Origin of the sequence: Crocosphaera sp. (genome assembly GCF_030064895.1) — a bacterium.
In the GTDB taxonomy this organism is placed as follows: Bacteria; Cyanobacteriota; Cyanobacteriia; order Cyanobacteriales; family Microcystaceae; genus Crocosphaera.
In genome coordinates, this window is sequence record NZ_JASJEB010000003.1 from 17,453 (window position 1) to 40,347 (window position 22,895).

Here is a 22,895-nt window from a genome sequence, read left to right on the forward strand (position 1 = left end):
TGCTTAATAATTGATTTTTTTTCTTTGGTTATTGAGTTTACCTGTACTGCTGCAAGATATAATTATAGCTTTATAAAGCTAACTATTAGGTAAGGGAAAAATAAATGTGTAATAGGGAACAGTTAATATAGAAGGTGTCAAACTTTCCTTTGTATACCTTTATACAATGTATACTACTTGATCTCTTGTGGAAACACAACCTAACTTTAGGATCTTAAGATCAGAAGATAAGATAGTTCTTGAATAAACTACGAACTGTTTCTATTCTAATATTGTCTGCTATGCTGTTCAATTTGGGGTAGTCTAGGCATGAACTACCTTATTTTTAGGATTAACTAACTTTAAGAGTTTGTGCTTGATTTGTTTATCCGCTAATTCCCATTTCAATTTAGTGTAGTTGCTATCATCGTTACTACCTCCAAAAAATCCCATGGGAATCTCAAAACCACCAGCCATTTCTCGTCCACCTCCATAGTAACGGCCTTGAGGATTTTTCCCTAACGCTTCTTTAATAAATTCATCAGGGTCAAGGGTTAATTTATTGGTGCGTAAAGAACCGATCACAACTTCAAGTTCGTGGGTCTCATCATGAATAATGCCATAAACAACCGCCGTGTGTATATTGTCTTCTGTTACTAAAAAATCTGCTGCTTGGGGAATAGCATCTCGATCTTCGTAACGTAAATAACCCACACCAGCAATGGAAAAACTGTTTTTAATTAGGCGATTTTTCAGCGATCGCTCGATAACATCCATGACATGATGCGATCGCGCCGACTGTAAAACAGCGTTAAGTAACTGGGGATCATAAACACGGGATAAATAAGCGGCCGCTAGTAAATCTTCTTCTTGGGCCTGTCGTAACCCATTGGTATCAGATCGAAGACCGTGCATTAAGGCTGTAGCGCATTTAACATGAGTAACATTACTGCTGTTGAGATCCAGTAACCCTGCTTGTATATACTGAGTGAGAATAGTTGCCGTTGCGCGAATTTTCGGCCTGAGATCCACAAATTCCGCTTGGATACCTCCTTGTTCACTATGATGATCAACGACAATCAAAACAGGAATTCTTGCCTGCTTAACATAAGGCATCAGTTGACTGGTATTACCCTGAGAGTCCACTAAAACACACCCTTGATAAATAGAAAGATCCCGATCTTTGAGAGTGTTTGTACTCCATTTCGTTGCTGGTAAACCAGTTAGTTTAACCAGGGCAATGTTTTCCTGATGGGAAAGAGTCCCTGCATAGACAATATCACATTCTATATCGTAGGGTTGAGCAATTAATTGATAAGCCCAAGCACTGGAAAGAGCATCAGGATCAGGAAAATCTTGAATGACGACAATATGACGCTCACCACGATGATTTTCTAGGGTTTGCTCTAGTTTCTGCGCTAACTTTCCTGTTGACAGATATTGACTCCCTTTTTCTCTTTCTAATGCTATATCTGCCCCTATGTTACCGTCAATTTGACCAAAAGCCGATGGTAAGCAATTTTGTTCATTGTTATTATTTGTAGGGGGAAGTAGGTATGATTTCATTTGTTAAGGTGTGTTTAAGGGATAATCTAAAAGGATTCATAAAGATAACTTCCGGGTTAAGTTTACTACTTTTTGACTATTCTTAGAAATTTGCTATCTTTGTTCAATACAAAGGTGAGCAGCCATAGTAAACTGTATATTTGACTACTTTATTATTTGATTTACTTGTCATTATTGTATCCGATTTGTGCTTCTAATTCAAGGAAATTAATAAAATATTCTCTTACCAAGAAATTAGCAAAAATTATGAAGACTTTAACGATATTTAATATCTAATTGAGATTCCACAATCAAGGTGTACCTGATTAGTCCGACAAACGCTATAGATTTTTGAGGTGTCTTGCTGCTAAATTAAATAAGAATAATTCAGTTGTTGTATATTGATGCGTTGGTTAATTAACAAAGTTGCCTCTTTTCTTTCTGTGTATTATGCTCATATGTTAGAGTATCGAGCAGAAATATTTTTTTGGATTTTGTCTGGTTCCCTGCCAATTATTTTAATGGGGGTGTGGATAAAAGCTTCTCAAGGAGGAGATTTTGCTTTAAGTTCTGTAGAATTTGCTCGTTATTTTTTCTGTGTTTTTCAAGTTCGTCAATTTAGTAATGTTTGGGTAATTTGGGAGTTTGAAAAAGAAGTTATTGAAGGTCAATTATCTTTTAAATTATTATATCCTGTCGATCCTGCTTGGTATCATGTAGCTAGACATATTGCTGAAAAAATGACCCGCTTTCCTATTGCTATTTTAATTACTTTATTGTTCTTTTGGTTGTACCCTGAAGCTATTTTTATTCCTAAGTTGCTCAATATTATCTTAGGATTAATAGCCATTGTTTTAGCTTTTACATTAAGATTCATTATTCAATATACTTTGGCTATGTTTTGTTTTTGGATAGAAAGAGCTAGTTCTATTCAACAATTTTGGTTCTTATTTGATATATTTTTATCAGGAATAACTGCACCTTTAGATGTTTTTCCTTCCGGCATTAAAGAGATTATTTTACTAACTCCTTTTCCTTACACCGTGTATTTCCCTGCATCTTTATTTATTAATCGTCCTGTCAATGTTACTTTGAGTTTCATTATTATGTTAACCTGGATTATTATCTTTTTTATACTCAATCGTTGGTTATGGAGAAAAGGATTAAAACAATATTCAGGAATGGGAGCTTAAATTGAATCATAAATTTCTCTAATATTATGTTAATTAAGTAAGTGATGTGGAAAAAATGAAAAAAATTATTTCTATTTTTTTAATGACAATTTTAGGAACATTATTGATATTTACTGTTCCTACTTTAAGTAAAAATTCTCCAGAAATTCTCTGGGATACTTGGGGAGTGCCTCATATTTATGCTGAAAATAATACGAGTTTATTTAAAGCATTTGGTTGGTCACAAACAAAAAGTCATGGTAATTTACTCTTAAAATTATATGCACAAGCAAGAGGAAAAGCAGCAGAATATTGGGGAATTAATTATTTAGAATCAGATCAATATGTGAGAACAATGGGCATTCCCAAAAGAGCTAAAATATGGTATGAAGAACAAACACCAGAAATGCAGCAATATTTAGATAGTTTTGCCCAGGGAATTAATGATTATGTTAAACAACATCCTGATGAAATAGCAGAAGAATTAAAAATAGTTTTACCCATCACAGGAACCGATATTTTAGCCCATTTTCAACGGGTTATTTATTTTCATTTTTTAACCAACCCCAGGAATATTAAAGCATTACAAAATCTTCCTTCTAAAGCAGGATCAAATGCTTGGGCGATCGCAGGAGAAAAAACAGTAAATAATAATTCAATTTTATTAGCTAATCCTCACTTACCTTGGTCAGATTTTTATCTCTGGTACGAAGCACAATTAACCGCCCCTGGAACCAATTTATATGGTGCAACTCTAGTAGGAATGCCAGTTTTAGCCATTGCCTTTAATGATCATTTAGGCTGGACTTTAACGGTTAATCCTATCGATGGATCAGACATTTATCAGCTAAAATTACAAGAAGATAATTATCTCTTTGATGAACAATTAAAACCCTTAGAGCAAGAAATAGAAAACATCAAAATTCGCCAAAGCAATGGAAGTTTTACAGAGTTACAAATAGGGATAAAAAAATCAATTCATGGTGTAATAATTGAACAACAAAAAGACATTGGTTATGCTTTGAGATTAGCAGGTTTAGAGCATCCCCAAAGTTTAGAACAATTGTGGAAGATGGGACAAGCCAAAAACTTCCAGGAATTTGAAACAAGTTTACAACAATTACAATTGCCATTATTTAACATAATTTATGCCGACAAACAAGATAATATTATGTATCTTTTTAACGGATTAATTCCCCTCCGTTCACAAGGAAATTGGCAAGATTGGCAAGGTATTATAGCAGGAGATAGAGCAGAAACACTCTGGAAAGATTATCATAAATACGAAGAATTACCCCGTCTAATTAATCCTGAAACTGGCTGGTTACAAAACACAAACGATCCCCCTTGGACTAGCACAAATCCTCCTGATTTAAAAGCAGAAGACTTTCCCCCTTATTTTGGTCCCCAAGACTTAGGAAAAGTAACAGATATTTTGCGATCGCAGCGTTCCATTCAGTTATTAAACGAGTCAGATAAACTCAGTTTAGAAGACGTAATTAATAAAAAATTATCATCTAAACTATTAATTACAGATCGCATTTTAGATATCCTTATTTCTACTGCCAAAGCATTAGCAAACCCCATCGGAATAGAAGCAGCACAAGTCCTAGAAAAATGGGATCGTCAAACTAATCCCGACAGTAGAGGTGCCGTATTATTTATGTTATGGGCCACTACCCTAGAATCAAAAAAACTGTTTTCCAAACCCTGGAACCCCCAAACCCCTCTAGAAACACCCACAGGATTAGCCGATATTAACACAGCAGTCGCTGTGTTAGAAGGGATAGCAGCACAAGTTAAACTCTTATATGGTTCTTTGGACATTGCCTGGGGAGACGTGGTAAGAATGCGTTTTGGTGAGCAAGACGTACCTGCTAGGGGTGCGCCAGGAAAATTAGGTACTTTTCAAGTATTAGGAATACAAGCGACCCCAGATAAGAAATTTCAAGTCGTCTCTGGAGATAGTTTTATGATGGCCGTAGAATTCTCTGACCCCATTCAAGCTCAAGGATTAATGGTTTATGGTAACGCAACTCAACCTAACTCACCCCATCCAGGCGATCAATTATCCTTGTATGGACAAGGGAAAATGCGCCCTATTTGGCGCGATCGCAGTATAGTTGAGCAGCATCTAGAATCAAAAGAAAGACTCTGACTGTTTAATGATAACTGTTCACTGTTCACTGTTAAAACAATGGCGATATTTTTGTTAAGATATAAATAATCAGTAAAATTATCCCTATTTTTCGTCTTCAAGTTCTATGGCGAGTTCAATTACAGTTGAAAAAGAAAAATTAGAAAATCCCCCTTTAGATATTCATTTTTTGGGCGATCGCGCACTCCGTCAACCTGCCAAGCGTATCGCCAAAGTGGATGACTCCATTCGCAAACTGGCCACAGAAATGCTCCAAACTATGTATAGTTCTCAAGGTATTGGTTTAGCTGCGCCACAAGTTGGCATTCATAAGCAATTAATTGTCGTTGACTGTGAACCGGATAATCCAGCCAACTCCCCTTTAATTTTAATCAATCCCAAAATAACCAGTTCCTCCAAAGAACTATGCGTGGTAGAAGAGGGATGTCTCAGTATTCCTGGGGTTTATCTAGACGTAACCAGACCTAAAACCATTGAAGTGTCTTTTAAAGATGAACAAGGGAAACCACGAAAAATTAAAGCCACTGAGTTACTATCAAGAGTTATTCAACACGAAATGGACCATCTCAATGGGGTGATGTTTGTTGATAGGGTAGACAATGACTTAGCTTTAACAGAAAAATTACAAGAAAAAGGATTTTCCAGAGGGGCCGTTAAACCTGTAAAATCTTAAGCAATTGATCTATTAATATTTGACAAAACTTAGGAGTAAAAATTGTGACCCCAAAAAGTGGTGTATTTTTGTTAGGATCTTGCATTGCAGCCATTGCTGGTGTAGGTTCTGTATTTGAACTATCATCAGGAACTCCCGATTTAGGAACCTTAAACACCAGTGTCATTTTAGCCTTAAGTATTCCTTTGACCGTCCTATTCTTTGTAGTAGCTGTTAAAGATACTCGAGCTAATATGAAATGAACTGAACAATTATCAGGAAGCTATTGGTATGCAAGGTGAGAGGTGATTGGTATGCAAGTGTGGATTAGTGCGGTTTTCGTCTTATTTGTCTTAGTGCAGTTTTATCAATGGGTGAAAGGCTTTATTTTACCCTTACCTATCTACGTTTTAGCAGGGGCTTTTTTAGCTATTGCCTCTAACTATGATAAAGGAATGGCTATGATCATTTCTTCTTCTAGCAAACAAACTTTAACCCCTTCGGAGAATCAAACCGAAGAAAATGGATAAAAATTAATCTTAAAATTATTGTTATGAGTCTTACCCCTGCTGATGTGCAACCCCTTTTAGTATCGGAAAACCTTGGCGATCGCCTCAAAGGTGTTAACCTCTTACGTGAAATCGATCCTGCCATCGCCTTTAAACTGATTCAACCCTTGATAACAGATACTAATGAACGAGTTCGTTATGCTGCCGTCAGTCAACTCGATCCTTTAGGGAAACAAGATCCAGAGACTGCCCTAAGTTTACTCCGCGATCGCATACAAAATGACACGGAACTAGATGTTAAAGCAGCGGCCGCCGATGTCATTGGTGGACTACAATTAACTGAAGCTTATGATGATTTACAACAACTTTATCATCAAACGTCTGATTGGTTATTACAGTTAAGTATTATCGCCACTTTAGGAGAATTAGGAGAACCCAAAGCTATTGAATTATTAGAAGTTGCCCTACAATCTGATAATGAATTATTGAGAGTTTCTGCGGTGAGTGCTTTAGGAGAATTAGGTAGTAGTGAGGCCATTCCTTTATTGGTTCAATTAGTCAAAGATGAAGACTGGCAAGTTCGTTATCGATTGGTTCAAGCGTTAGTTAGATTAGGAGGAGAAGAAGCTCAACAAACCATTAAAATTTTGGCAGAAGATCCTATAGAACAAGTAGCAAAAGAAGCAAAGGAAAATCTAGCTTAAGGTAATAAGAGAGGCTTAAAAAATAATAGTAATTAGTACTAATTGAATTTGAGAAAGTTATGGTGTGATATTTAATAATTGGTTGACGTTTTTTATGGGAAAGTTGTTCGTTAATTGATTGATATTTTATATGATTTCAACTCCTAAAGATTCGAGAAGCAATTGCGAAATAAAAGGTAATATCTCTTTATTTTGACTATTGTTTCTACCCTCTGTAAAGACAACCAATAAAAGTGGCGGTAGGTTTGGTATTTCAATATAAGCTGCATCATGACGAACTTGAGATGTCCAACCTGCTTTTGACCATAATTTTGCGTTTTTAGGTAAACTTTGCCCTAAAAATCCTCTAATTTGATTTTCTTCTTGACTTTCTTCAATATGTATGGTTGCATCTCTGTTTAATAAAGCCATCATTTGTTGTGATCGCTCTACAGAAACCGCCATTTCTGTCACAATGGCATGAAATAATCTAGCTACAGCATTAGTGGTTAAACGGTTTCGATGTTGCAAATTTTCTCCTACAAATTGCTTTTCTCTGCCATAATAACCATCACACCAAGTTTTTTGATTGACATTAATTTGGTTAAATTCTTGCCACCCAAAGCCCTGAAAATAGCGGTTAATGGCATTACGTTTATCTTTCCAGGTTTCTATGGCTTCAGGATCTAATTCTGGTCCACTGGTGGTATTTGTTAACATATCCACCACCAGACTAGTTGCATCGTTACTGGAGTCTACTATCATATCAGCGATCGCACGATTGAGTTCAGTTGACAGTTTAATTTTGCCCGTTTCCAACCATTGATGTACTGCCACTAGATAAAACAGTTTCACCACACTCGCAGGATATATAAGCTCATCTCCTCGATAAGCGAAACCTTTGATGGGGTGTTGCCAAAATTCTAAGGGAAAGATAATTTCTTCTTTTTCAACCACAACAGGCGTATCATAGATCAATAATGTCAAAGCGCATTGATTGCGGTTTAATTGAGGAAATTTATCCCATGTTTTTATTAATAGTTGTTTACCCAAACTATTTAAAGTTTCATCAGGTGTGAAAAAATTCATATTTTTAATGTGGTAAATAATAGTAAAATCAAAAACTCAAAAAGAAAAATTATCATCAAGATAACACATTTATGAGGCAAATAGGTAAAATATGGCAGTATTTTTTATCAACTATTTCAAAACTTTCACCGTTGATTTTTAAATTTATTGAATCTTTCTGAAGATAATAATTAATCTTCTAGGATACAGTAAAAAACCCTCTCGAACTAATAATTATCTTCCCATAATATCTAAGCTATCCAAACTTTCCCCTTGTAGTTCTGGGTAGCTTATGCTTATAATCCATACAATTACAACAAATTCTCTCTTATCAGTTCGCTATAACTATCTGTCTTTATATTTGAATGCACATCGCTTGGCTTGGGAAAAAATCCCCTTTCTGTGGAAATGTAACTTATGGTCGGGAAGTAACAAACGCCCTTCTAGGCCGAGGTTATCAGGTTAGTTTTCTTCATTTTTCGCAAGAAGAGACAGATTCGACTCATTGGCCACACTGTAAGGAAGTTACCTTACCTTTTCTCTATAAATCGCAAATTTACACTATCCCTACCCCAAAATCTAGTAAGATTTTGATGGATGCTTTGGCAAAACTGAAACCGGATGCGGTTCATGCTTCCCTTACCTTATCTCCTCTGGACTTTCGACTACCGGAAATCTGTCAGGCGTTAAATTTACCCCTCATAGCCACGTTTCACCCCCCTTTTGACAGTAAATTACGTAATTTTAAGTCCAGTACCCAATTTTTAACTTATCAGCTTTATGCGCCATTTTTAGCCCACTACGATAAAGTGATTGTTTTCTCCCGACTACAACAGGAGTTATTAATGAAATTGGGGGTTAATAAAGATAAACTAGCGATTATTCCTAACGGCGTTGATACAGTTAAATATTCCCCAGGTGTTTCCTGTCTTAAGTCTCAAATCAAAGCTAAAAGGTTGTTTGTCTATGTGGGACGTATTGCCACAGAGAAGAACGTAGAAGCCTTGCTAAAGGCTTGGAAACAGGTTGATATGGGAGAGCAGAGTAAATTATTGATTGTGGGTGATGGACACCTTAAACCCTCCTTAGAAGACTTTTATGGTAAAGAACATAATATCTACTGGTTGGGGTTTGTGGCAGATGAACAAAAGCGTATTGATATTTTACGGGCTGCTGATGTCTTTATTTTGCCTTCTTTGGTGGAAGGGTTATCCTTGTCTTTATTAGAGGCCATGGCTTGTAGTGTCGCTTGTATTGCTACGGATGCAGGGGCCGATGGGGAAGTATTAGAAAATGGTGCCGGCGTAGTGTTAGATACTCATGGTGTTACCACACAGTTAAAAACCCTGTTACCTTTGTTTCGAGACCATAGCGAAATTACTCAATTATTAGGGCAAAAGGCCAGACAAAGGGTATTAGATAAATATTCTTTAACCAGTAATATTTCTCAGGTTGAAAAAGTTTATCAAGAGGTTCTAGGTGGCAAAAAATTTTCAATGATGAGTCATTTATAGTTTTGGTTTCGATTAGATTATTTACTTAAATAATTAGCCAATCAAACAATTCTTGAACAGTTAATTGCCAATTTTCTAAATTACTCAAGGCAGGTAAACTAGCTGATTCTGATAAAATTTCTGGTAATTTATTAGGAGAAAATATCATTACTGATTGATCTTGCGAATCGATTAACCAACCTAACTCTGTACCATGTTTTAAACAAAATAGAATCTTTTTAATGACTTGGTTGGCTGATTGTTCTGGAGATAAAATTTCTATAATCCAGTCAGGATAAATATCAAATTTATTCACAATTTTTCCTTCAGGTGTTCTGGGAATTCTAGAATAATAAAAAACCGCTAAATCAGGGACAATAGAGCGTCCAGAAAAACTACAACGTAACTCAGGAAAAGCATAGGCTAATTTATTAGGTAAACTAATATTATTAATGGCTGTTCCTAGACGCATTTGTAAGATACTATGTTCACCTTGAGGCATAGGTTTTTGATAAATAATTCCTTCAACATATTCTTTGGCCGGTTTAGTTTCTGGTTGCTTTAAAAATTCTTTAAGGGTGAAAATTGACTGAATATTTTTACTAATGACCATTAATTTAATATTTGTATTTATAACTTAGTTCATGTAAATTGTTTATGCTCCCCAAAAACACCCCCTTGATTATACTCTAATTACCAAAAATTAATTAACACCGTAGGGGCATAATAATATTATGCCCACATTATAAGGGTTTAAACAGTTCATTTTTAATCGGTGTCATATTTTATATTTATTTGAATTCTACTAAATCGATTTTAACTTCACGATTAAGAGCAAAAGCAATACGGTTTAACATAGAGAGAGAATTTCCTTCATAATCAGCATCTTCAAGACGAGAAATAACAGATTGACTTGTTCCAATCTTGTTAGCTAGTTCTGCCTGACTTAAACCTGATTGTATTCTAGCATCATAAATAAGTTGTGCAACATGGGCATTAATTGTAGCCTGTTGACACATTTGTTGAAGTTGAGAATCATCTCCAATCATGTTATCAATAATTTTGAGAGCGTCAGTAGTTTTAGGCATTATTCTGATATATCTTCTTGATATGTATGTTGTTGTGGGTTGTTCTCAAAGCGTTTTTTACGTTTGATAGCTATGTCAATATCTTTGTTAGGTACTGCCGAAGTTTTCTTAATAATTGCGATCGATAATAATTCTCTTCTTCAGGGTATCGTAATATTGAAATAAAAGCCAGTAATCCAGTAGGGTGGGTTAGACGGCGATAATTTAGGTTATAACAAGAAGATAATAATCCGTCGTAACCCACCAATTTACTTGCAATTATGCTATAAGATTTATAGCATTTAATGGGGTGAAATTGGTTTATAGGTTTTAATAGGGTGCAAGACGATGCAATGGGTTTAATAATATTAAACCCCTACAATTAAACCAAATATTGCCATAACCACACCACCAATACACCTAAACCTAGTCCCCCGAAAGAAGTTGTAGTTACAATAAAAAATGTCTGTACTTTTGAGAAATATCTGTTAAGTTTAGGAGCAGAATTCAAATCATTGAACAGGAACATACCGAACATCAAGGGAGGAAGTAAGAAAACATAAGGGAAATTCTGAGGTTCAATAACTGCACAGAATACCAAGATACTCCAGATAATAAGTAAAGTGATTGTATTAAAATTAGAATCAAGTTCTCTATCTGATTCAAAGGATAAACAGCTAAAAAACATAGTTATTATACCAACTATAATCCAACCCCATAAAGGACTAGAAACCATTAATAAAGCGATAGCAATACAAATAAAATTGAGTGACAAAGGAAGTAATGACAACCAAGGATTGCTATTTATTAATTCACAAAATATTCTTATCTTTGATTTTGGTTTAGAAACTGGAGACGATTTACGCTTCTTATTCAAAGATTTACGTCTAGGAGATATCTGCTTAGGAGGAGTTTGAATAACCGTTGGTTTTGTTGTAACTTTAGGAGGATATAATTTTCTTTCAATCTTCTCTAATTCTTGTAAAATAACTGTTGTATTTGCTGGTCTATTTTTCACTAAACGCTGCATTAATTGATCAATAAAATTCTTTAATAATGGATCAATATTCGGTGCTGCATACTGCCAGTTTAAAGTATCGGTATGAGCATCATAAAATTCCCCAAGAGGTTGCTTAGTTAATAAATGAACAAAAGTTCTTCCCAGTGCAAAAAAGTCTGATTGAGGCACAGGACAACCATTTTGCTGTTCCGTTGGGGTATAGTTTGTGGAATCAATACCAATCGTTCCTGGTTTTCCTGCTTCAGCTTTTGCCATGTAAGTAACAGTTGCTTCCTTAACCGTTCCAAAATCAATTAAAGCTAACCTACCATTAGGTTTTAGCATAATATTAGAGGGTTTAATATCTCGGTGAAAAAACTGCTCTTGATGCACAACTTGTAATATTTCTGTTAATTCCTTGAGCCAGTTTAAAGCAACTCTTTGATTAATGGGTTGTTGCCGTTTATTTAACCAAGTTTCTAAATCTTCTCCCTCTATTTTCTCCATAATTAAACAATGGATAGGTTTTTGACTATCTCTAGCAAAATAGCTAAAATAACCATCACTTTCTACGTGAGGAATCCCAGGATGATTCAGTTTTTTTAATACCTCTGCTTCTTGCTCAAACAATCTTAAAGCATCGGGATCTTCTAACTTTAAAATCTTCAGGACTTTTTCAAAATTTTGGTGGTTATCTCTAACAAGATAAGTAACCCCAAAACCCCCTTCTCCTAGTTTCTTGGAAGCACGATACAAACCTTCTAATAGTAATTCTGAGCCACAATTTCGACACTCTAAATTATGGTCAGAGTTTTCGGGTTGAGTGCATTTAGGATTAATACATAAAGTCATGACAGCATCAATATCAAACAAAAATTTACCTTAATATTAGAATAATTTTTCTGAAATTGCTATAAAAATATCTGTTACAATTCCTTGCTTTTCTTGACTTGACATGATATTATAAGGACAGTGGAAAAGGCGCGCGCTTATCACCTCAGTTCTCAACTATGGGATGCTCTGTTTTGTTTTTCCAGACAATTTGTCAAAAATTGATTGTATTCTATATTGATGTAGTGCAAGCATCTTGCTTGCTGTTGTTAACTGTTGTTAAGGAGATTCCTGGTACATCGAAATGACATTTAACAGCAGTTTTCTTATATATAGATTAAACATTTACATTTCAAAACTCCCCACACTTCCCATCCCTCCCACACTCCTCACACTCACTCAACCCAAATATTAATACACTCAATTGAAAACTGCTATAAGGGCTTTGTTTGCAGAACTCTGTGATGATAGGATAACAAAGGCAAGGAATTAGTATAAATATATGGCAGAAACTTTATTATTTAATGCGCTACGTCAGGCCATTGATGAAGAAATGGGACGAGACGACACAGTATTTGTCTTAGGGGAAGATGTAGGACATTATGGCGGTTCCTATAAAGTAACCAAGGATCTTGCCAAAAAATACGGAGACCTGCGAGTTCTTGATACCCCGATCGCAGAAAATAGCTTTACGGGAATGGCTGTAGGTGCCGCAATGACAGGGTTACGACCGATCATTGAAGGGATGAATATGGGCTTTTTATTATTGGCCTTCAACCAAATTGCCAATAATGCAGGAATGTTGCGCTATACTTCTGGGGGAAACTTTAAGATCCCTATGGTCATACGTGGACCAGGAGGAGTTGGCAGACAGTTAGGGGCCGAACATTCCCAACGCTTAGAAGCTTATTTTCACGCCGTTCCTGGCTTAAAAATTGTCGCCTGTTCTACCCCTTATAACGCCAAAGGACTACTCAAAGCAGCCATTCGCGATGAAAACCCCGTCCTCTTCTTTGAACACGTTTTACTCTACAACCTCAAAGAAACCCTTCCCGATAATGAATATATTGTCCCCTTAGACAAAGCAGAAATAGTCAGAAAAGGGAAAGATGTCACCATTCTCACCTATTCAAGAATGCGTCATCATTGCTTACAGGCCCTCAAAGAAATGGAAGCACAAGGGTACGATCCCGAAATTATTGATTTAATTTCCCTAAAACCCTTCGACTTACAAACCATTGGGGACTCTATTCGCAAAACCCACCGAGTGATCATTGTTGAAGAATGTATGAAAACCGGCGGTATTGCTGCCGAATTAATTGCTTTAATTAATGATAACTTTTTCGACGAATTAGATGCACCGGTCATTCGTTTATCCTCCCAAGACATTCCCACCCCTTACAATGGAATGTTAGAAAGATTAACCATTGTACAGCCTCCCCAAATAGCTGAAGCAGTAGATAAGTTGATGACACTGCATATTTAGTTAGATGAGATGAATAGGGGATAATGGGGTGTGATCAGTTATCAGTGACCAGTTATCAGTTATCTAGTTCCCCAGTCCCCTTGTCTCCCAGTCTCCCTGTCCTAACCCCTTACATAAGCGAATAGTATGAAACAACAAGAACGACGTTTGTTGATCGGTTTTATTATTGCCTTGGTTATCGGTGCGATCGCCCTTCTCAATGTTATTCCCTTACAACTCGGTTTAGATTTGAGGGGTGGGGCCCAGTTAACCATTCAACTCCAACCCACCGAAGAAGTTACAACCATCTCCCAAGAAGACTTAGAAGCAGCGAAAACCGTTCTCGAAAATAGGGTTAATGGGTTAGGAGTTGCTGAACCCGTTGTGCAAACCTTGGGACAAGATAAAATTGTGGTACAGTTGCCCGGTGTTACCGATCCCGAACAAGCAGAACGGGTATTGGGGGGAACTGCACAATTAGAATTTCGTCAACAAAGACAAGGGACAGAAGGACAACTACCTGTTGAATTTGGACTCAGACGAGAAAAACAACGAGAATTAAACGATCTGAGACTGGGAGATACCACCCCTGAAGAAGAAGAACGTATTGCAGAGTTAACCGAGTCTATCAAAGAATCTGACCAAATAATTTTAGACTTATTTGAGTCCGTCGGGTTATCCGGTAAAAATTTGGATAATGCTCGTTATGGGCCAACCCAGGGAACAGAATGGGAGGTTATTATCGACTTTGACAACGAAGGAGGCACAAAGTTCGCTGAACTAACCAAAAACATTGCTGGAACCGGTCGCAGTATCGGGATCTTCTTAGATGATGTTTTGATTAGTGCGCCTGTAGTCGGCGCTCAATTTGCTGCTACTGGTATTACTGGAGGCAGTGCAGTCATCACAGGTGGTTTTACCGTAGACACTGCCAACGAATTGGCCGTACAGTTACGAGGTGGTTCTTTACCTTTCCCTGTGGAAGTAGTGGAAAATCGCACCGTTGGGGCAACTTTGGGACGGGATAGTATCCAACGCAGTATCTATGCTGCGGTGGCTGGTTTAGTGTTAGTTTTAATCTTTATGGGGGTTTATTATCGCTTACCTGGGTTAATTGCTGATTTAGCTCTCGCTGTCTATACTCTCTTAACTTTAGCTTGTTATTCTTTGATTGGCGTTACTTTAACTCTTCCTGGTATTGCCGGGTTTATCCTCAGTATTGGTATGGCAGTGGATGCGAATGTGTTGATTTTTGAACGCACCCGTGAAGAGTTACGGGGTGGCAAAACTTTGTATAGTGGGGTAGAATCGGGCTTTTATCGAGCTTTTTCTAGTATTTTAGATAGTAATGTCACCACGTTGATTGCTTGTGGTGCTTTATTTGGTCTAGGATCTGGGTTAGTTAAAGGCTTTGCTTTAACTTTAGCCATAGGTGTTTTGGTGAGTATGTTTACGGCCTTAACTTGTACTCGAACTTTCTTATTAGCGACGGTGTTGGGACTGCCTACAGTTCGCAAAAAACCACAATTATTCTGTCCTAATTTACCCAAAGTTAGTAAGACTTAGACACAAGACTATTTCTTATTATTGTTCAATTATTGATGTTATTTAACCGAAAAAATGCCCTTAAATCTTATTAAATTAGAACGGTTATGGTGGTCAATTTCTGCCTTAATTATTTTGGGTGGAATCATTGCTATGATCATTTCTTATTCTACCTTTCAAGCCCCATTAAGACCCGGTTTAGATTTTATTGGGGGAACTCGTTTACAGTTACAATTAGCTTGTGGGGTTGAAGACAGTTGCGAGCAAGAGATCGATGTGGGAGAAGTCCGAAATATTCTCACAGAAAAAGAGTTAGGAAACAGCACTATTCAAGTATTAGAAGGAACTATTCTTTCCATTCGCACTAAAAATTTAGATGTGGATGAAAGGACTCAATTGCAACAAGAATTAAACGAAAAGATAGGTGATTTTGATCCCGAGACTATTCAAATTGATACCGTTGGTCCAACAATTGGGAAAGAATTATTTGAGTCAGGAGTTTTAGCGTTATTAGTTTCTTTTTTCGGGATTATTGTCTATCTTAGTGTTCGCTTTAAGTTCGATTATGCTTTATTTGCGATTATTGCTTTAGTCCACGATGTCTTAATTACAGCAGGATTTTTTGCTGTTTTAGGATTAGTTGCTGGAGTGGAAGTGGATAGTTTATTTTTGGTTGCTTTATTAACTATTATTGGCTTTTCTGTTAACGATACTGTGGTTATTTACGATCGCATTCGAGAAAATACAGATAAATATATTGAAGAACTTTCTATTAACGAGATTGTTGAAAATTCTGTTAATCAAAGTTTGACTCGTTCTATTAATACTACTATCACCACTTTATTACCTCTGATTGGTATTTTCTTATTCGGTGGAGAAACCTTGAAATATTTTTCCCTAGCTTTAATTTTAGGGTTCATAGCAGGTTCTTATTCTAGTATTTTTATTGCTAGTACCTTGCTCGCTTGGTGGCGTAACCGTCAGGTGTTGGCTAACAGTTAAGGTTAAGTGTGGGGAGTGTGGGGTGACGGGGAGAGTAAAAAACTGATAACTGATAACTGATAACTGTTATTATTGACAACGGACAAGCATATGTCCGAGTGTTACTTTCTCAACATTAACTCACTTTTTTGAAGTTTTATAAAGATTCTTATCAAAGTCTTTGTGATTGGGACAAATTGGGTCTAAATTGCAGAAATTAGAAACAGTAGCACTTATTCCATTTTCGATTAACGTAAGCTGACACCCTTGTAGGAGAACTCATGAACATTGCAGTGGTGGGCCTCAGTCACAAAACTGCCCCAGTTGAAGTCCGAGAAAAATTAAGTATTCAAGAGGCTAAAATAGAAGAAGCCTTACACCATTTAAAGGGTTATCCTCATATTGAGGAAGTCGCTGTCATTAGCACCTGTAACCGTTTAGAAATTTATGCGGTGGTGACAGACACAGAAAAGGGTGTGGTAGAAATTACTCAATTTTTATCGGAAACCGGTCACATTTCCCTAACCTATCTCCGTCGCTATTTATTTACCCTGCTTCATCAAGACGCAGTACGTCATCTGTTAAGGGTGGCCGCTGGTTTGGAAAGTTTAGTCTTAGGGGAAGGGCAAATTTTAGCCCAGGTGAAAACCACCCATAAATTATCCCAAAAGTACAAAAGTATTAGCAGATTACTAGATCGCCTCTTTAAACAAGCAATCACAGCAGGAAAACGGGTGCGCAGTGAAACTAATATTGGCACCGGTGCGGTATCCATTAGTTCGGCTGCGGTAGAATTAGCTGTAACCAAAGTGGATGACCTAGCTTCCCGTAACATTAGTATTATTGGTGCAGGGAAAATGGCTTGTTTACTGGTGAAGCATCTTGTGGCCAAAGGAGCGACTTCTATCACCGTTGTTAACCGTTCCCAGCGTCGTGCCGAGGAGTTAGCCAAAAAATTCCCTCAAGCTGAGTTAACCCTGGTTTCTTTGGATGAGATGATGACGGTTGTGGGTAACTCTCATATGGTGTTTACTAGCACGGGAGCAACCCAACCTATCTTACATCAAGACAACCTTAAAGAAGTGGTATCCGTTGAACAAGGGTTAATGTTATTTGATATCTCTGTGCCTCGAAATGTGGCTACAAACGTCCAAGATATGGAAATGGTAGAAGCTTATAATGTGGATGATTTAAAGGCTGTGGTGGCGCAAAATCATGCTAGTCGTCGTCAGATGGCTTTAGAGGCGGAAGGGTTACTAGAAGAGGAAGTGGAAGCGTTTGAGTTGTGGTGGCGTTCTTTGGAGACGGTTCCTACTATTAGCTGTTTGAGAACGAAAGTAGAGGGTATTCGTGAACAAGAATTAGAAAAAGCCTTATCCCGTTTAGGAACGGAATTTGCTGAGAAACACCAAGAGGTGATTGAAGCTTTAACCAGAGGTATTGTTAACAAAATATTACACGAACCGATGGTACAACTACGGGCCCAACAAGATATAGAGGCAAGACAGAAATGTTTACAGTCTTTACAAATGTTGTTTGACCTTGAAATTGAAATTGAAAAACAATTTGGTTAAAATAATCTGACCCCTCAACTCCAGAAGTTGGGGGGTCAGCATTTCTGAGTCAAACATCAAAATTTATGTCCTATCCGCGCGTTTTAGTGGTAACAAACTGTACAGGAGAAAAGCGATTTAAACCCAAAAATAAGCTTCAACTGTCAGATTTTCAGGATTCTCAATTATTAATATCTCGTTCAAAACAGTTGAGTGAGTTTGCTTGTTGTGCAGGGGAAATGTACACAGGTGCGCAACATTTACGTTTGATGGAAGGGCTTAATTTGTTGCGTGAAGTAGGAAAGGAAAAGAATAATAATTGTGATATTACAATAGATTTAGCCATTATTTCGGCTGGATATGGCTTAATTGATGAGTATAAAATGATTGTCCCTTATGAAGCTACTTTTAACACAATGAAGGGACAAGAGTTGGATGAATGGGCGCAATTTTTAGGGATTCATGACGCTTTTGAGCAGCTAATTGCTGATTATGATTTGATTTTTATCTTATTAAGTGAAAATTATTTACGTGCGCTTAACTTACCTGTTAAAACCAACTCTAATCAGACGTTTATTTTCTTAGCAAGTTGGGGAAGTAGTGAGTATATTAAAATCAATTTTAGTCAACATTTTGTCCTTCCTTTGTCTAATGCAGAAGCCAAACATTATGGTTACGGATTAGTGGGTTTAAAAGGATTTTTGTTTAAACAATTTGCTCAAACCGTAACACAAGATATTCAATTAATTATTAAACTTTTCAAAAGTCCTGAATTATTTAAAGAAGTAATTAATAGATTAGTTGAACAGAAAGAAAGTTATTCAGTGCCATTAAACTTACCTTTTATTGATGGTAACAATAAACTAAAAAAGCAACGATCTGAGCTATCGGAGGTTATTCCTCTTCCTTCAATTCCTCCTGCAGCTAATTATCATCATGGAATGAAGTATTTTATTCCAGAATGGGACGATTATGTTGACCCCAATTTTGATTTTATTCAAGATCAATTTACACCTAATAGAATTCCTCACAAAGATGATTTTTATGCTCATCAACTGTTTGAATCTCCTAATTACGATGGGATTCTAGTGTCTAAAGTCGTTTTTGACAAAAGCAAAAAAAAACAAAAAGCAATACTACAACAAGGAATTCATGATTATATTCGTTTCTCTGGAGAAATTATAGGAGATTGTGGGGCTTTTGGATACATTAAACAAGAATTTCCTCCTTATACCACCGAAGAAATTTTAGACTATTATCAACAATGTGGGTTTAATTATGGGGTTAGTATTGATCATTTAATTGTTGGTAAATTTGCTGAAAAGGGTATTAGAGAAAAACGCTATGACTTAACAATAAAAAATGCTGAAGAATTCTTGACAAAACACTCACAATATGGGTATAAATTTACCCCAGTAGGGGCAATTCAAGGGTGGAACCCTCAAACTTATGCTGAAGCTGCAAAAGCTTATATAAAAATGGGTTATACTTATTTAGCTGTGGGAGGAGTAGCGAGAGAAAAAATAGAGAAAATTATTGATATTTTACTGGCGATTTATCCTTATTTAACACCAGATATCAAACTTCATTTATTTGGGGTAGGAAGACTAAATGCAGTTCCGATTTTTCGTCATTTAGGTGTTACTAGCTTTGATTCTGCTAGTCCTTTAAGAAAAGCTTGGTTAAGTCCAGAAGCCAACTATCATGGAGTTAATCATAATGTTTATGCAGCTATTAGAATTCCTCAAGCGAATCATAGGAATAAAAAGATTAAAGAGTTAATTCAATTTGATTGCAAAAGTTATCTAAGCAATTCTATTATTTATTTATTTATTATCACTAGCTTTTGGAAGTGGGAAATCATTCAAATTCTTGAACAAGAAGCTTTAAAAGTGTTAAGAGATTTTGATGAAAATCAAGCTTATATTGATCTGACTCTAGAAACAGTTTTAACTTATAATCAGTTATTTGTAAAAGATAGATTATTGCCTAAGTATAGATTCATGTATAAAATACTTTTAGAAGATAAACCTTGGAAAGACTGTGATTGTGTAATTTGTCAAAGTTTAGGCGTTGATACTTTAATCTTTAGAGGAAATGACCGTAACCGTCGCCGAGGTTTTCATAATACTTATATGTTTTATAAACGATTTAAAGCTTTACTTGAAGAAATGGACTTAAGAGAATTCAATCATAAAAAAATTAGTAATAAGAGTCAAGAAGAAATGATAAAAATAGCTTAATTTTTTGATAAGGTTTAATTTATTCGTCTTTTTTCTATTTGATAGTATTATTTTTTATCAACATGAATAATCATTTTCTTCCTGTCTTTTCTCTAGATTGGATAAAACGCCTAGAACAACTAAATACTCTTGAAGGAGATTATGGCATACTTGCTCCTTTTTCTTGTTATGATAAGCTGTTGGATAAAATTAGGAATTTTGATCAACCTTTTTTGATAGATAGTGGAGTTTTTGAGAAGCATAATAAGTCTTTATATTATCAACTGAATTGTGAGTTTAAGCATGAACAATGGATCCGAAAATTTAACTTAGCTAGTGAAAATAAATTACGCAAAATTATACACAACTATTTGAAACGATGTAACTCTTTTTCTCCTGATTTTGTTTTTGCTCCTGATATTATAGGAGAACCTTTGATTTCCCTCTATTTAGCAAGACTAAGTTGGGATGAATATTGGAAAGAACATAGGAACTATCATTTAATTGGTGTTGTTCAAATGGGAGCAATACTTTATAATTGGAAAGAAAAATCTGTTCCTTCTCAAGATTCTTTCTTGCCTTATTATAACTCACCTAAAAGTTATCTTTCATCTTTAATTAGTGAGTATAAAAATATTGGTTATAAATATCTTGCTTTGGGTGGGTTACTCAAACTAGATAAAAGAAAGAGAACTCACTTAAAATTTGGGTTATCAGTTCAAGAATTAGATAACTTATTAGCTTGGAGTCGACCCGATTTTGTTTTAGGAGGATTGGCTTTGAGTCGTTTAGAGGTGTTAAAAAAGCATAAAGTTTGGGCTGATTCTGCGGGGTGGTTTTGGTGGAATAGTTGCTATGAAAAAAGATTCAAAAACCGTAACGTCTTACAAGAAATCATCAATTTTGCCTCTCATTCGTCTTCAATAAAACAAAACTCAACTTTTTTACTTTGACTTTAACTAACAAAAAAGTTGTTTCTTTCTCATATATTATAAATCTATGTCAGGAAAACTGATGAGATTTGCATTAGGTACGGGTATGTTAAAATAAAGTATACTATTAGTAAATAGTTGATTTTAAACTGTTTCAAGGATAACTTTATGAACACTCAATTAGTTGATTCAATTACCCAGATAATTGAATGCTTAACCCCTGAAGAAAAAGACCTTTTAAAAGAAAAAATTAAGCCTATTCTGCAAGATAAGCACATCAAAAAACCGTCTCATTTTCAAGAGAAAGCCTCTCCTCAAGAATGGAATAATGCTTTTCAAGAATGGATAGACAGTCATAGAAATAAGAATCTTCCGTGTCTTTCTGATGAAGCCATTAGTCGAGAAAATATTTATGGAGAAAGAGGATAATTGGCTTTTTTACTTGACACCAATATTCTATTACGAATGATTGATTTAGACCATCCGATGAATAAAGATGTTACTAATTCAATTAAAAGTTTGCGCTCACAAAATGAACAGCTTTTTATTATTTCTCAAAATCTGATTGAGTTTTGGAATGTTTGTACTCGCCCTCTAGAAAAAAATGGTTTAGGAATGACTGTTTCTGAAACTGAAGGAGAAGTTTCTCGAATAGAAAATATTTTTATTGTTCTTCCTGATACCTCGAAAATTTATCTTCAATGGCGAAATTTAGTCAAAAAATATCAAGTTAAAGGGGTGAAAGTTCATGATACACGCCTAGTTGCTGCTATGTTAGTTTATGAAATTGATAAAATTTTAACGTTTAATGTTAATGATTTTAGACGTTTTTCAGAAATTACAGCCATTCACCCAACAGATATAAGTTAAACCATAATTTCCATTATTCCCACAAATTCCCGAAGCACTTTATGACAAGCTTTAACTGTAGTTTTTGTATTAGAAATAATCGGTTCTTCTGTTGCTCCTATCTGTATTACTCCTCGTTCTAACCAAAATTTATTATCTCTTCGCCAATCCAATTTTTTTAAGTTTTTTAACCACTTTTCTAACTGTTCTGCTGGTACATCTTCTTGATATAAATCATGGGCTAATAGTCCCAATGCTTGTAAAAAAACCGCACTAACTAATAAAGTTTCTTGTCTTTGTTGACTTCGTTCTTCTTTAGTCATCACTCGCCAAGGATTATTATCAAAAATGTTAGCCGATGCTATCCAAAAGCTTCTAGCCCAATTTATTTTTGCTTCTAAATTTTCCTGAGATTTGAGACTAGGAAACATATATTTTGTTGTTGTTACTAAGGTAGAAAGGGTCATTAATTTAGGATTATAATGACCTAAACCTGTTTCTATCATTTCAATATTATCTATAAATTGAGGAACCGTTTCTAGTAAATTCTTAGCCATTAAAACTGCCGGAGAACGTTGGTCAAAATAGTGAGATAAAGAAATACTCGGACGTTGAACTAATAAGTTTTGGTCACGAAATGCTTGACGTTCCTCTTCTAAAGATAATCCTGAATATAACAATACACCGATTTCTAATTGAGACAAATGCTTAAATTTTATTGAATCTTTTTCTTGAATTTCTTTTAAAACTTGATAAATTCCAAAACAGCGATGCTGTCCATCGGTTAAACGTAAACTAACAGAATGATAGGGTAAAAAAAGTTTGCCTTCTTCATACCTTGGTTTTGGTTGAACATTAACACAAATGGGAGGAAAAAATATCATCCCCGTTTGATAATTTTCCAGAATATAAACAGCAATTTGTTTAACCCGTACTTTGTTAAGTTTCCGTTGGGCAAAATCTGGTAACTCAGGCTGATTAGGCACATATAAACGGTTATCATCGATTAATCGGGCAATATCTCCTAAAAAAAGGCTTCCCAAATAGCTTATATGTTTATCTTGAGGACTACGACGCACAGAGACAGCATTAATAATAAGTTCCATCATTAAAATATCTTGTAATCATGTATACATGGTAGCAGGTGTTAGGGGAAGCAGATTAGAATTACTAATGTTTTAGATTAAGTAT

The 22,895-nt window shown here is 35.7% G+C and carries 21 protein-coding genes; 15 read left to right on the forward strand and 6 right to left on the reverse strand.

Translation table 11 applies throughout. The features are described from left to right. Nucleotides 1-303: 303 nt before the first annotated feature. Nucleotides 304-1,545 carry a bifunctional oligoribonuclease/PAP phosphatase NrnA gene (locus QNJ66_RS01185; protein ID WP_300502238.1) on the reverse strand — a complete coding sequence of 414 codons (1,242 nt, stop codon included), beginning with the start codon at nt 1,543-1,545 and terminating at the stop codon, nt 304-306. Nucleotides 1,546-1,928: 383 nt separating this feature from the next. Here QNJ66_RS01185 and QNJ66_RS01190 point away from each other — a divergent pair, with 383 nt between their 5' ends. From QNJ66_RS01190 to nblB, 6 genes are all read left to right on the forward strand, one after another. Further along, nucleotides 1,929-2,717, forward strand: coding sequence for an ABC-2 family transporter protein (locus QNJ66_RS01190; protein WP_300502240.1), 789 nt, complete (start codon nt 1,929-1,931; stop codon nt 2,715-2,717). A gap of 55 nt (nt 2,718-2,772) precedes the next feature. Continuing rightward, a complete protein-coding gene (locus QNJ66_RS01195; protein ID WP_300502242.1) occupies nt 2,773-4,854 on the forward strand; it encodes an acylase in 2,082 nt (693 codons plus the stop codon). Between the two features lie 106 nt (nt 4,855-4,960). After that, nucleotides 4,961-5,527 carry a peptide deformylase gene (def, locus tag QNJ66_RS01200; RefSeq protein ID WP_300502244.1) on the forward strand — a complete coding sequence of 189 codons (567 nt, stop codon included), beginning with the start codon at nt 4,961-4,963 and terminating at the stop codon, nt 5,525-5,527. A 44-nt stretch (nt 5,528-5,571) separates the two neighbouring features. Next, on the forward strand, nt 5,572-5,769 hold the full coding sequence (locus QNJ66_RS01205) for a hypothetical protein (protein ID WP_300502246.1): 198 nt from the start codon (nt 5,572-5,574) through the stop codon (nt 5,767-5,769). Between the two features lie 51 nt (nt 5,770-5,820). Further along, the gene (locus QNJ66_RS01210) at nt 5,821-6,036 is read left to right on the forward strand and encodes a hypothetical protein (RefSeq protein ID WP_300502248.1); all 216 of its coding nucleotides are present in this window, start codon (nt 5,821-5,823) and stop codon (nt 6,034-6,036) included. Between the two features lie 23 nt (nt 6,037-6,059). Continuing rightward, nucleotides 6,060-6,719, forward strand: a complete 660-nt coding sequence (gene nblB, locus QNJ66_RS01215) for a phycobilisome degradation protein NblB (RefSeq protein WP_300502250.1) — start codon at nt 6,060-6,062, stop codon at nt 6,717-6,719. Nucleotides 6,720-6,845: 126 nt separating this feature from the next. Here nblB and QNJ66_RS01220 read toward each other — a convergent pair whose 3' ends face one another. Next, on the reverse strand, nt 6,846-7,787 hold the full coding sequence (locus QNJ66_RS01220) for a serine hydrolase (RefSeq protein ID WP_300502252.1): 942 nt from the start codon (nt 7,785-7,787) through the stop codon (nt 6,846-6,848). 344 nt (nt 7,788-8,131) lie between these two features. Here QNJ66_RS01220 and QNJ66_RS01225 point away from each other — a divergent pair, with 344 nt between their 5' ends. Beyond that, nucleotides 8,132-9,280, forward strand: coding sequence for a glycosyltransferase family 4 protein (locus tag QNJ66_RS01225; RefSeq protein ID WP_300502254.1), 1,149 nt, complete (start codon nt 8,132-8,134; stop codon nt 9,278-9,280). A 25-nt stretch (nt 9,281-9,305) separates the two neighbouring features. Here the strand turns inward: QNJ66_RS01225 and QNJ66_RS01230 are convergent, their stop codons facing one another. The 3 genes from QNJ66_RS01230 to QNJ66_RS01240 all read right to left on the reverse strand — a co-directional run bounded on the left by QNJ66_RS01230 (nt 9,306) and on the right by QNJ66_RS01240 (nt 12,199). Further along, nucleotides 9,306-9,872 carry a Uma2 family endonuclease gene (locus tag QNJ66_RS01230; protein ID WP_300502256.1) on the reverse strand — a complete coding sequence of 189 codons (567 nt, stop codon included), beginning with the start codon at nt 9,870-9,872 and terminating at the stop codon, nt 9,306-9,308. A 178-nt stretch (nt 9,873-10,050) separates the two neighbouring features. Further along, entirely contained in the window at nt 10,051-10,347 is a 297-nt protein-coding gene (locus tag QNJ66_RS01235; RefSeq protein WP_300502258.1) for a helix-turn-helix domain-containing protein, read from the reverse strand. A gap of 361 nt (nt 10,348-10,708) precedes the next feature. After that, nucleotides 10,709-12,199 (reverse strand): serine/threonine-protein kinase, encoded by a 1,491-nt coding sequence (locus QNJ66_RS01240; protein ID WP_300502260.1) that lies wholly within the window; start codon nt 12,197-12,199, stop codon nt 10,709-10,711. Between the two features lie 460 nt (nt 12,200-12,659). Between QNJ66_RS01240 and QNJ66_RS01245 the strand changes: the two genes are divergently transcribed. The 8 genes from QNJ66_RS01245 to QNJ66_RS01280 all read left to right on the forward strand — a co-directional run bounded on the left by QNJ66_RS01245 (nt 12,660) and on the right by QNJ66_RS01280 (nt 21,725). Further along, nucleotides 12,660-13,643 (forward strand): alpha-ketoacid dehydrogenase subunit beta, encoded by a 984-nt coding sequence (locus QNJ66_RS01245; RefSeq protein WP_300502262.1) that lies wholly within the window; start codon nt 12,660-12,662, stop codon nt 13,641-13,643. A gap of 126 nt (nt 13,644-13,769) precedes the next feature. Further along, on the forward strand, nt 13,770-15,188 hold the full coding sequence (gene secD, locus QNJ66_RS01250) for a protein translocase subunit SecD (RefSeq protein ID WP_300502264.1): 1,419 nt from the start codon (nt 13,770-13,772) through the stop codon (nt 15,186-15,188). Nucleotides 15,189-15,242: 54 nt separating this feature from the next. Further along, a complete protein-coding gene (gene secF / locus QNJ66_RS01255; RefSeq protein WP_300502266.1) occupies nt 15,243-16,169 on the forward strand; it encodes a protein translocase subunit SecF in 927 nt (308 codons plus the stop codon). A 260-nt stretch (nt 16,170-16,429) separates the two neighbouring features. Further along, complete coding sequence (locus QNJ66_RS01260; RefSeq protein WP_300502268.1) at nt 16,430-17,722, forward strand: glutamyl-tRNA reductase; 1,293 nt, start codon at nt 16,430-16,432, stop codon at nt 17,720-17,722. A gap of 65 nt (nt 17,723-17,787) precedes the next feature. After that, the gene (gene dpdA, locus QNJ66_RS01265) at nt 17,788-19,944 is read left to right on the forward strand and encodes a tRNA-guanine transglycosylase DpdA (RefSeq protein WP_300502270.1); all 2,157 of its coding nucleotides are present in this window, start codon (nt 17,788-17,790) and stop codon (nt 19,942-19,944) included. Nucleotides 19,945-20,006: 62 nt separating this feature from the next. Then, nucleotides 20,007-20,876, forward strand: a complete 870-nt coding sequence (locus QNJ66_RS01270; RefSeq protein WP_300502272.1) for a hypothetical protein — start codon at nt 20,007-20,009, stop codon at nt 20,874-20,876. Nucleotides 20,877-21,023: 147 nt separating this feature from the next. After that, entirely contained in the window at nt 21,024-21,284 is a 261-nt protein-coding gene (locus QNJ66_RS01275; RefSeq protein WP_300502274.1) for a hypothetical protein, read from the forward strand. Further along, nucleotides 21,285-21,725 (forward strand): PIN domain-containing protein, encoded by a 441-nt coding sequence (locus QNJ66_RS01280; RefSeq protein WP_300502276.1) that lies wholly within the window; start codon nt 21,285-21,287, stop codon nt 21,723-21,725. It begins immediately after the preceding gene. Here the strand turns inward: QNJ66_RS01280 and QNJ66_RS01285 are convergent. After that, nucleotides 21,722-22,813 carry a DNA sulfur modification protein DndB gene (locus QNJ66_RS01285; protein WP_300502278.1) on the reverse strand — a complete coding sequence of 364 codons (1,092 nt, stop codon included), beginning with the start codon at nt 22,811-22,813 and terminating at the stop codon, nt 21,722-21,724. The genes QNJ66_RS01280 and QNJ66_RS01285 overlap by 4 nt on opposite strands. Between the last annotated feature and the right edge of the window lie 82 nt (nt 22,814-22,895).

What these genes read in the sequence shown, in the direction of transcription:
- QNJ66_RS01185 (WP_300502238.1), bottom strand. Translation starts at nt 1,545, where the DNA reads ATGAAATCATACCTACTTCCCCCTACAAATAATAACAATGAACAAAAT.
- QNJ66_RS01190 (WP_300502240.1), top strand. Translation starts at nt 1,929, where the DNA reads ATGCGTTGGTTAATTAACAAAGTTGCCTCTTTTCTTTCTGTGTATTAT.
- QNJ66_RS01195 (WP_300502242.1), top strand. Translation starts at nt 2,773, where the DNA reads ATGAAAAAAATTATTTCTATTTTTTTAATGACAATTTTAGGAACATTA.
- def (WP_300502244.1), top strand. Translation starts at nt 4,961, where the DNA reads ATGGCGAGTTCAATTACAGTTGAAAAAGAAAAATTAGAAAATCCCCCT.
- QNJ66_RS01210 (WP_300502248.1), top strand. Translation starts at nt 5,821, where the DNA reads ATGCAAGTGTGGATTAGTGCGGTTTTCGTCTTATTTGTCTTAGTGCAG.
- nblB (WP_300502250.1), top strand. Translation starts at nt 6,060, where the DNA reads ATGAGTCTTACCCCTGCTGATGTGCAACCCCTTTTAGTATCGGAAAAC.
- QNJ66_RS01220 (WP_300502252.1), bottom strand. Translation starts at nt 7,787, where the DNA reads ATGAATTTTTTCACACCTGATGAAACTTTAAATAGTTTGGGTAAACAA.
- QNJ66_RS01225 (WP_300502254.1), top strand. Translation starts at nt 8,132, where the DNA reads ATGCACATCGCTTGGCTTGGGAAAAAATCCCCTTTCTGTGGAAATGTA.
- QNJ66_RS01230 (WP_300502256.1), bottom strand. Translation starts at nt 9,872, where the DNA reads ATGGTCATTAGTAAAAATATTCAGTCAATTTTCACCCTTAAAGAATTT.
- QNJ66_RS01235 (WP_300502258.1), bottom strand. Translation starts at nt 10,347, where the DNA reads ATGCCTAAAACTACTGACGCTCTCAAAATTATTGATAACATGATTGGA.
- QNJ66_RS01245 (WP_300502262.1), top strand. Translation starts at nt 12,660, where the DNA reads ATGGCAGAAACTTTATTATTTAATGCGCTACGTCAGGCCATTGATGAA.
- secD (WP_300502264.1), top strand. Translation starts at nt 13,770, where the DNA reads ATGAAACAACAAGAACGACGTTTGTTGATCGGTTTTATTATTGCCTTG.
- secF (WP_300502266.1), top strand. Translation starts at nt 15,243, where the DNA reads ATGCCCTTAAATCTTATTAAATTAGAACGGTTATGGTGGTCAATTTCT.
- QNJ66_RS01260 (WP_300502268.1), top strand. Translation starts at nt 16,430, where the DNA reads ATGAACATTGCAGTGGTGGGCCTCAGTCACAAAACTGCCCCAGTTGAA.
- dpdA (WP_300502270.1), top strand. Translation starts at nt 17,788, where the DNA reads ATGTCCTATCCGCGCGTTTTAGTGGTAACAAACTGTACAGGAGAAAAG.
- QNJ66_RS01270 (WP_300502272.1), top strand. Translation starts at nt 20,007, where the DNA reads ATGAATAATCATTTTCTTCCTGTCTTTTCTCTAGATTGGATAAAACGC.
- QNJ66_RS01275 (WP_300502274.1), top strand. Translation starts at nt 21,024, where the DNA reads ATGAACACTCAATTAGTTGATTCAATTACCCAGATAATTGAATGCTTA.
- QNJ66_RS01285 (WP_300502278.1), bottom strand. Translation starts at nt 22,813, where the DNA reads ATGATGGAACTTATTATTAATGCTGTCTCTGTGCGTCGTAGTCCTCAA.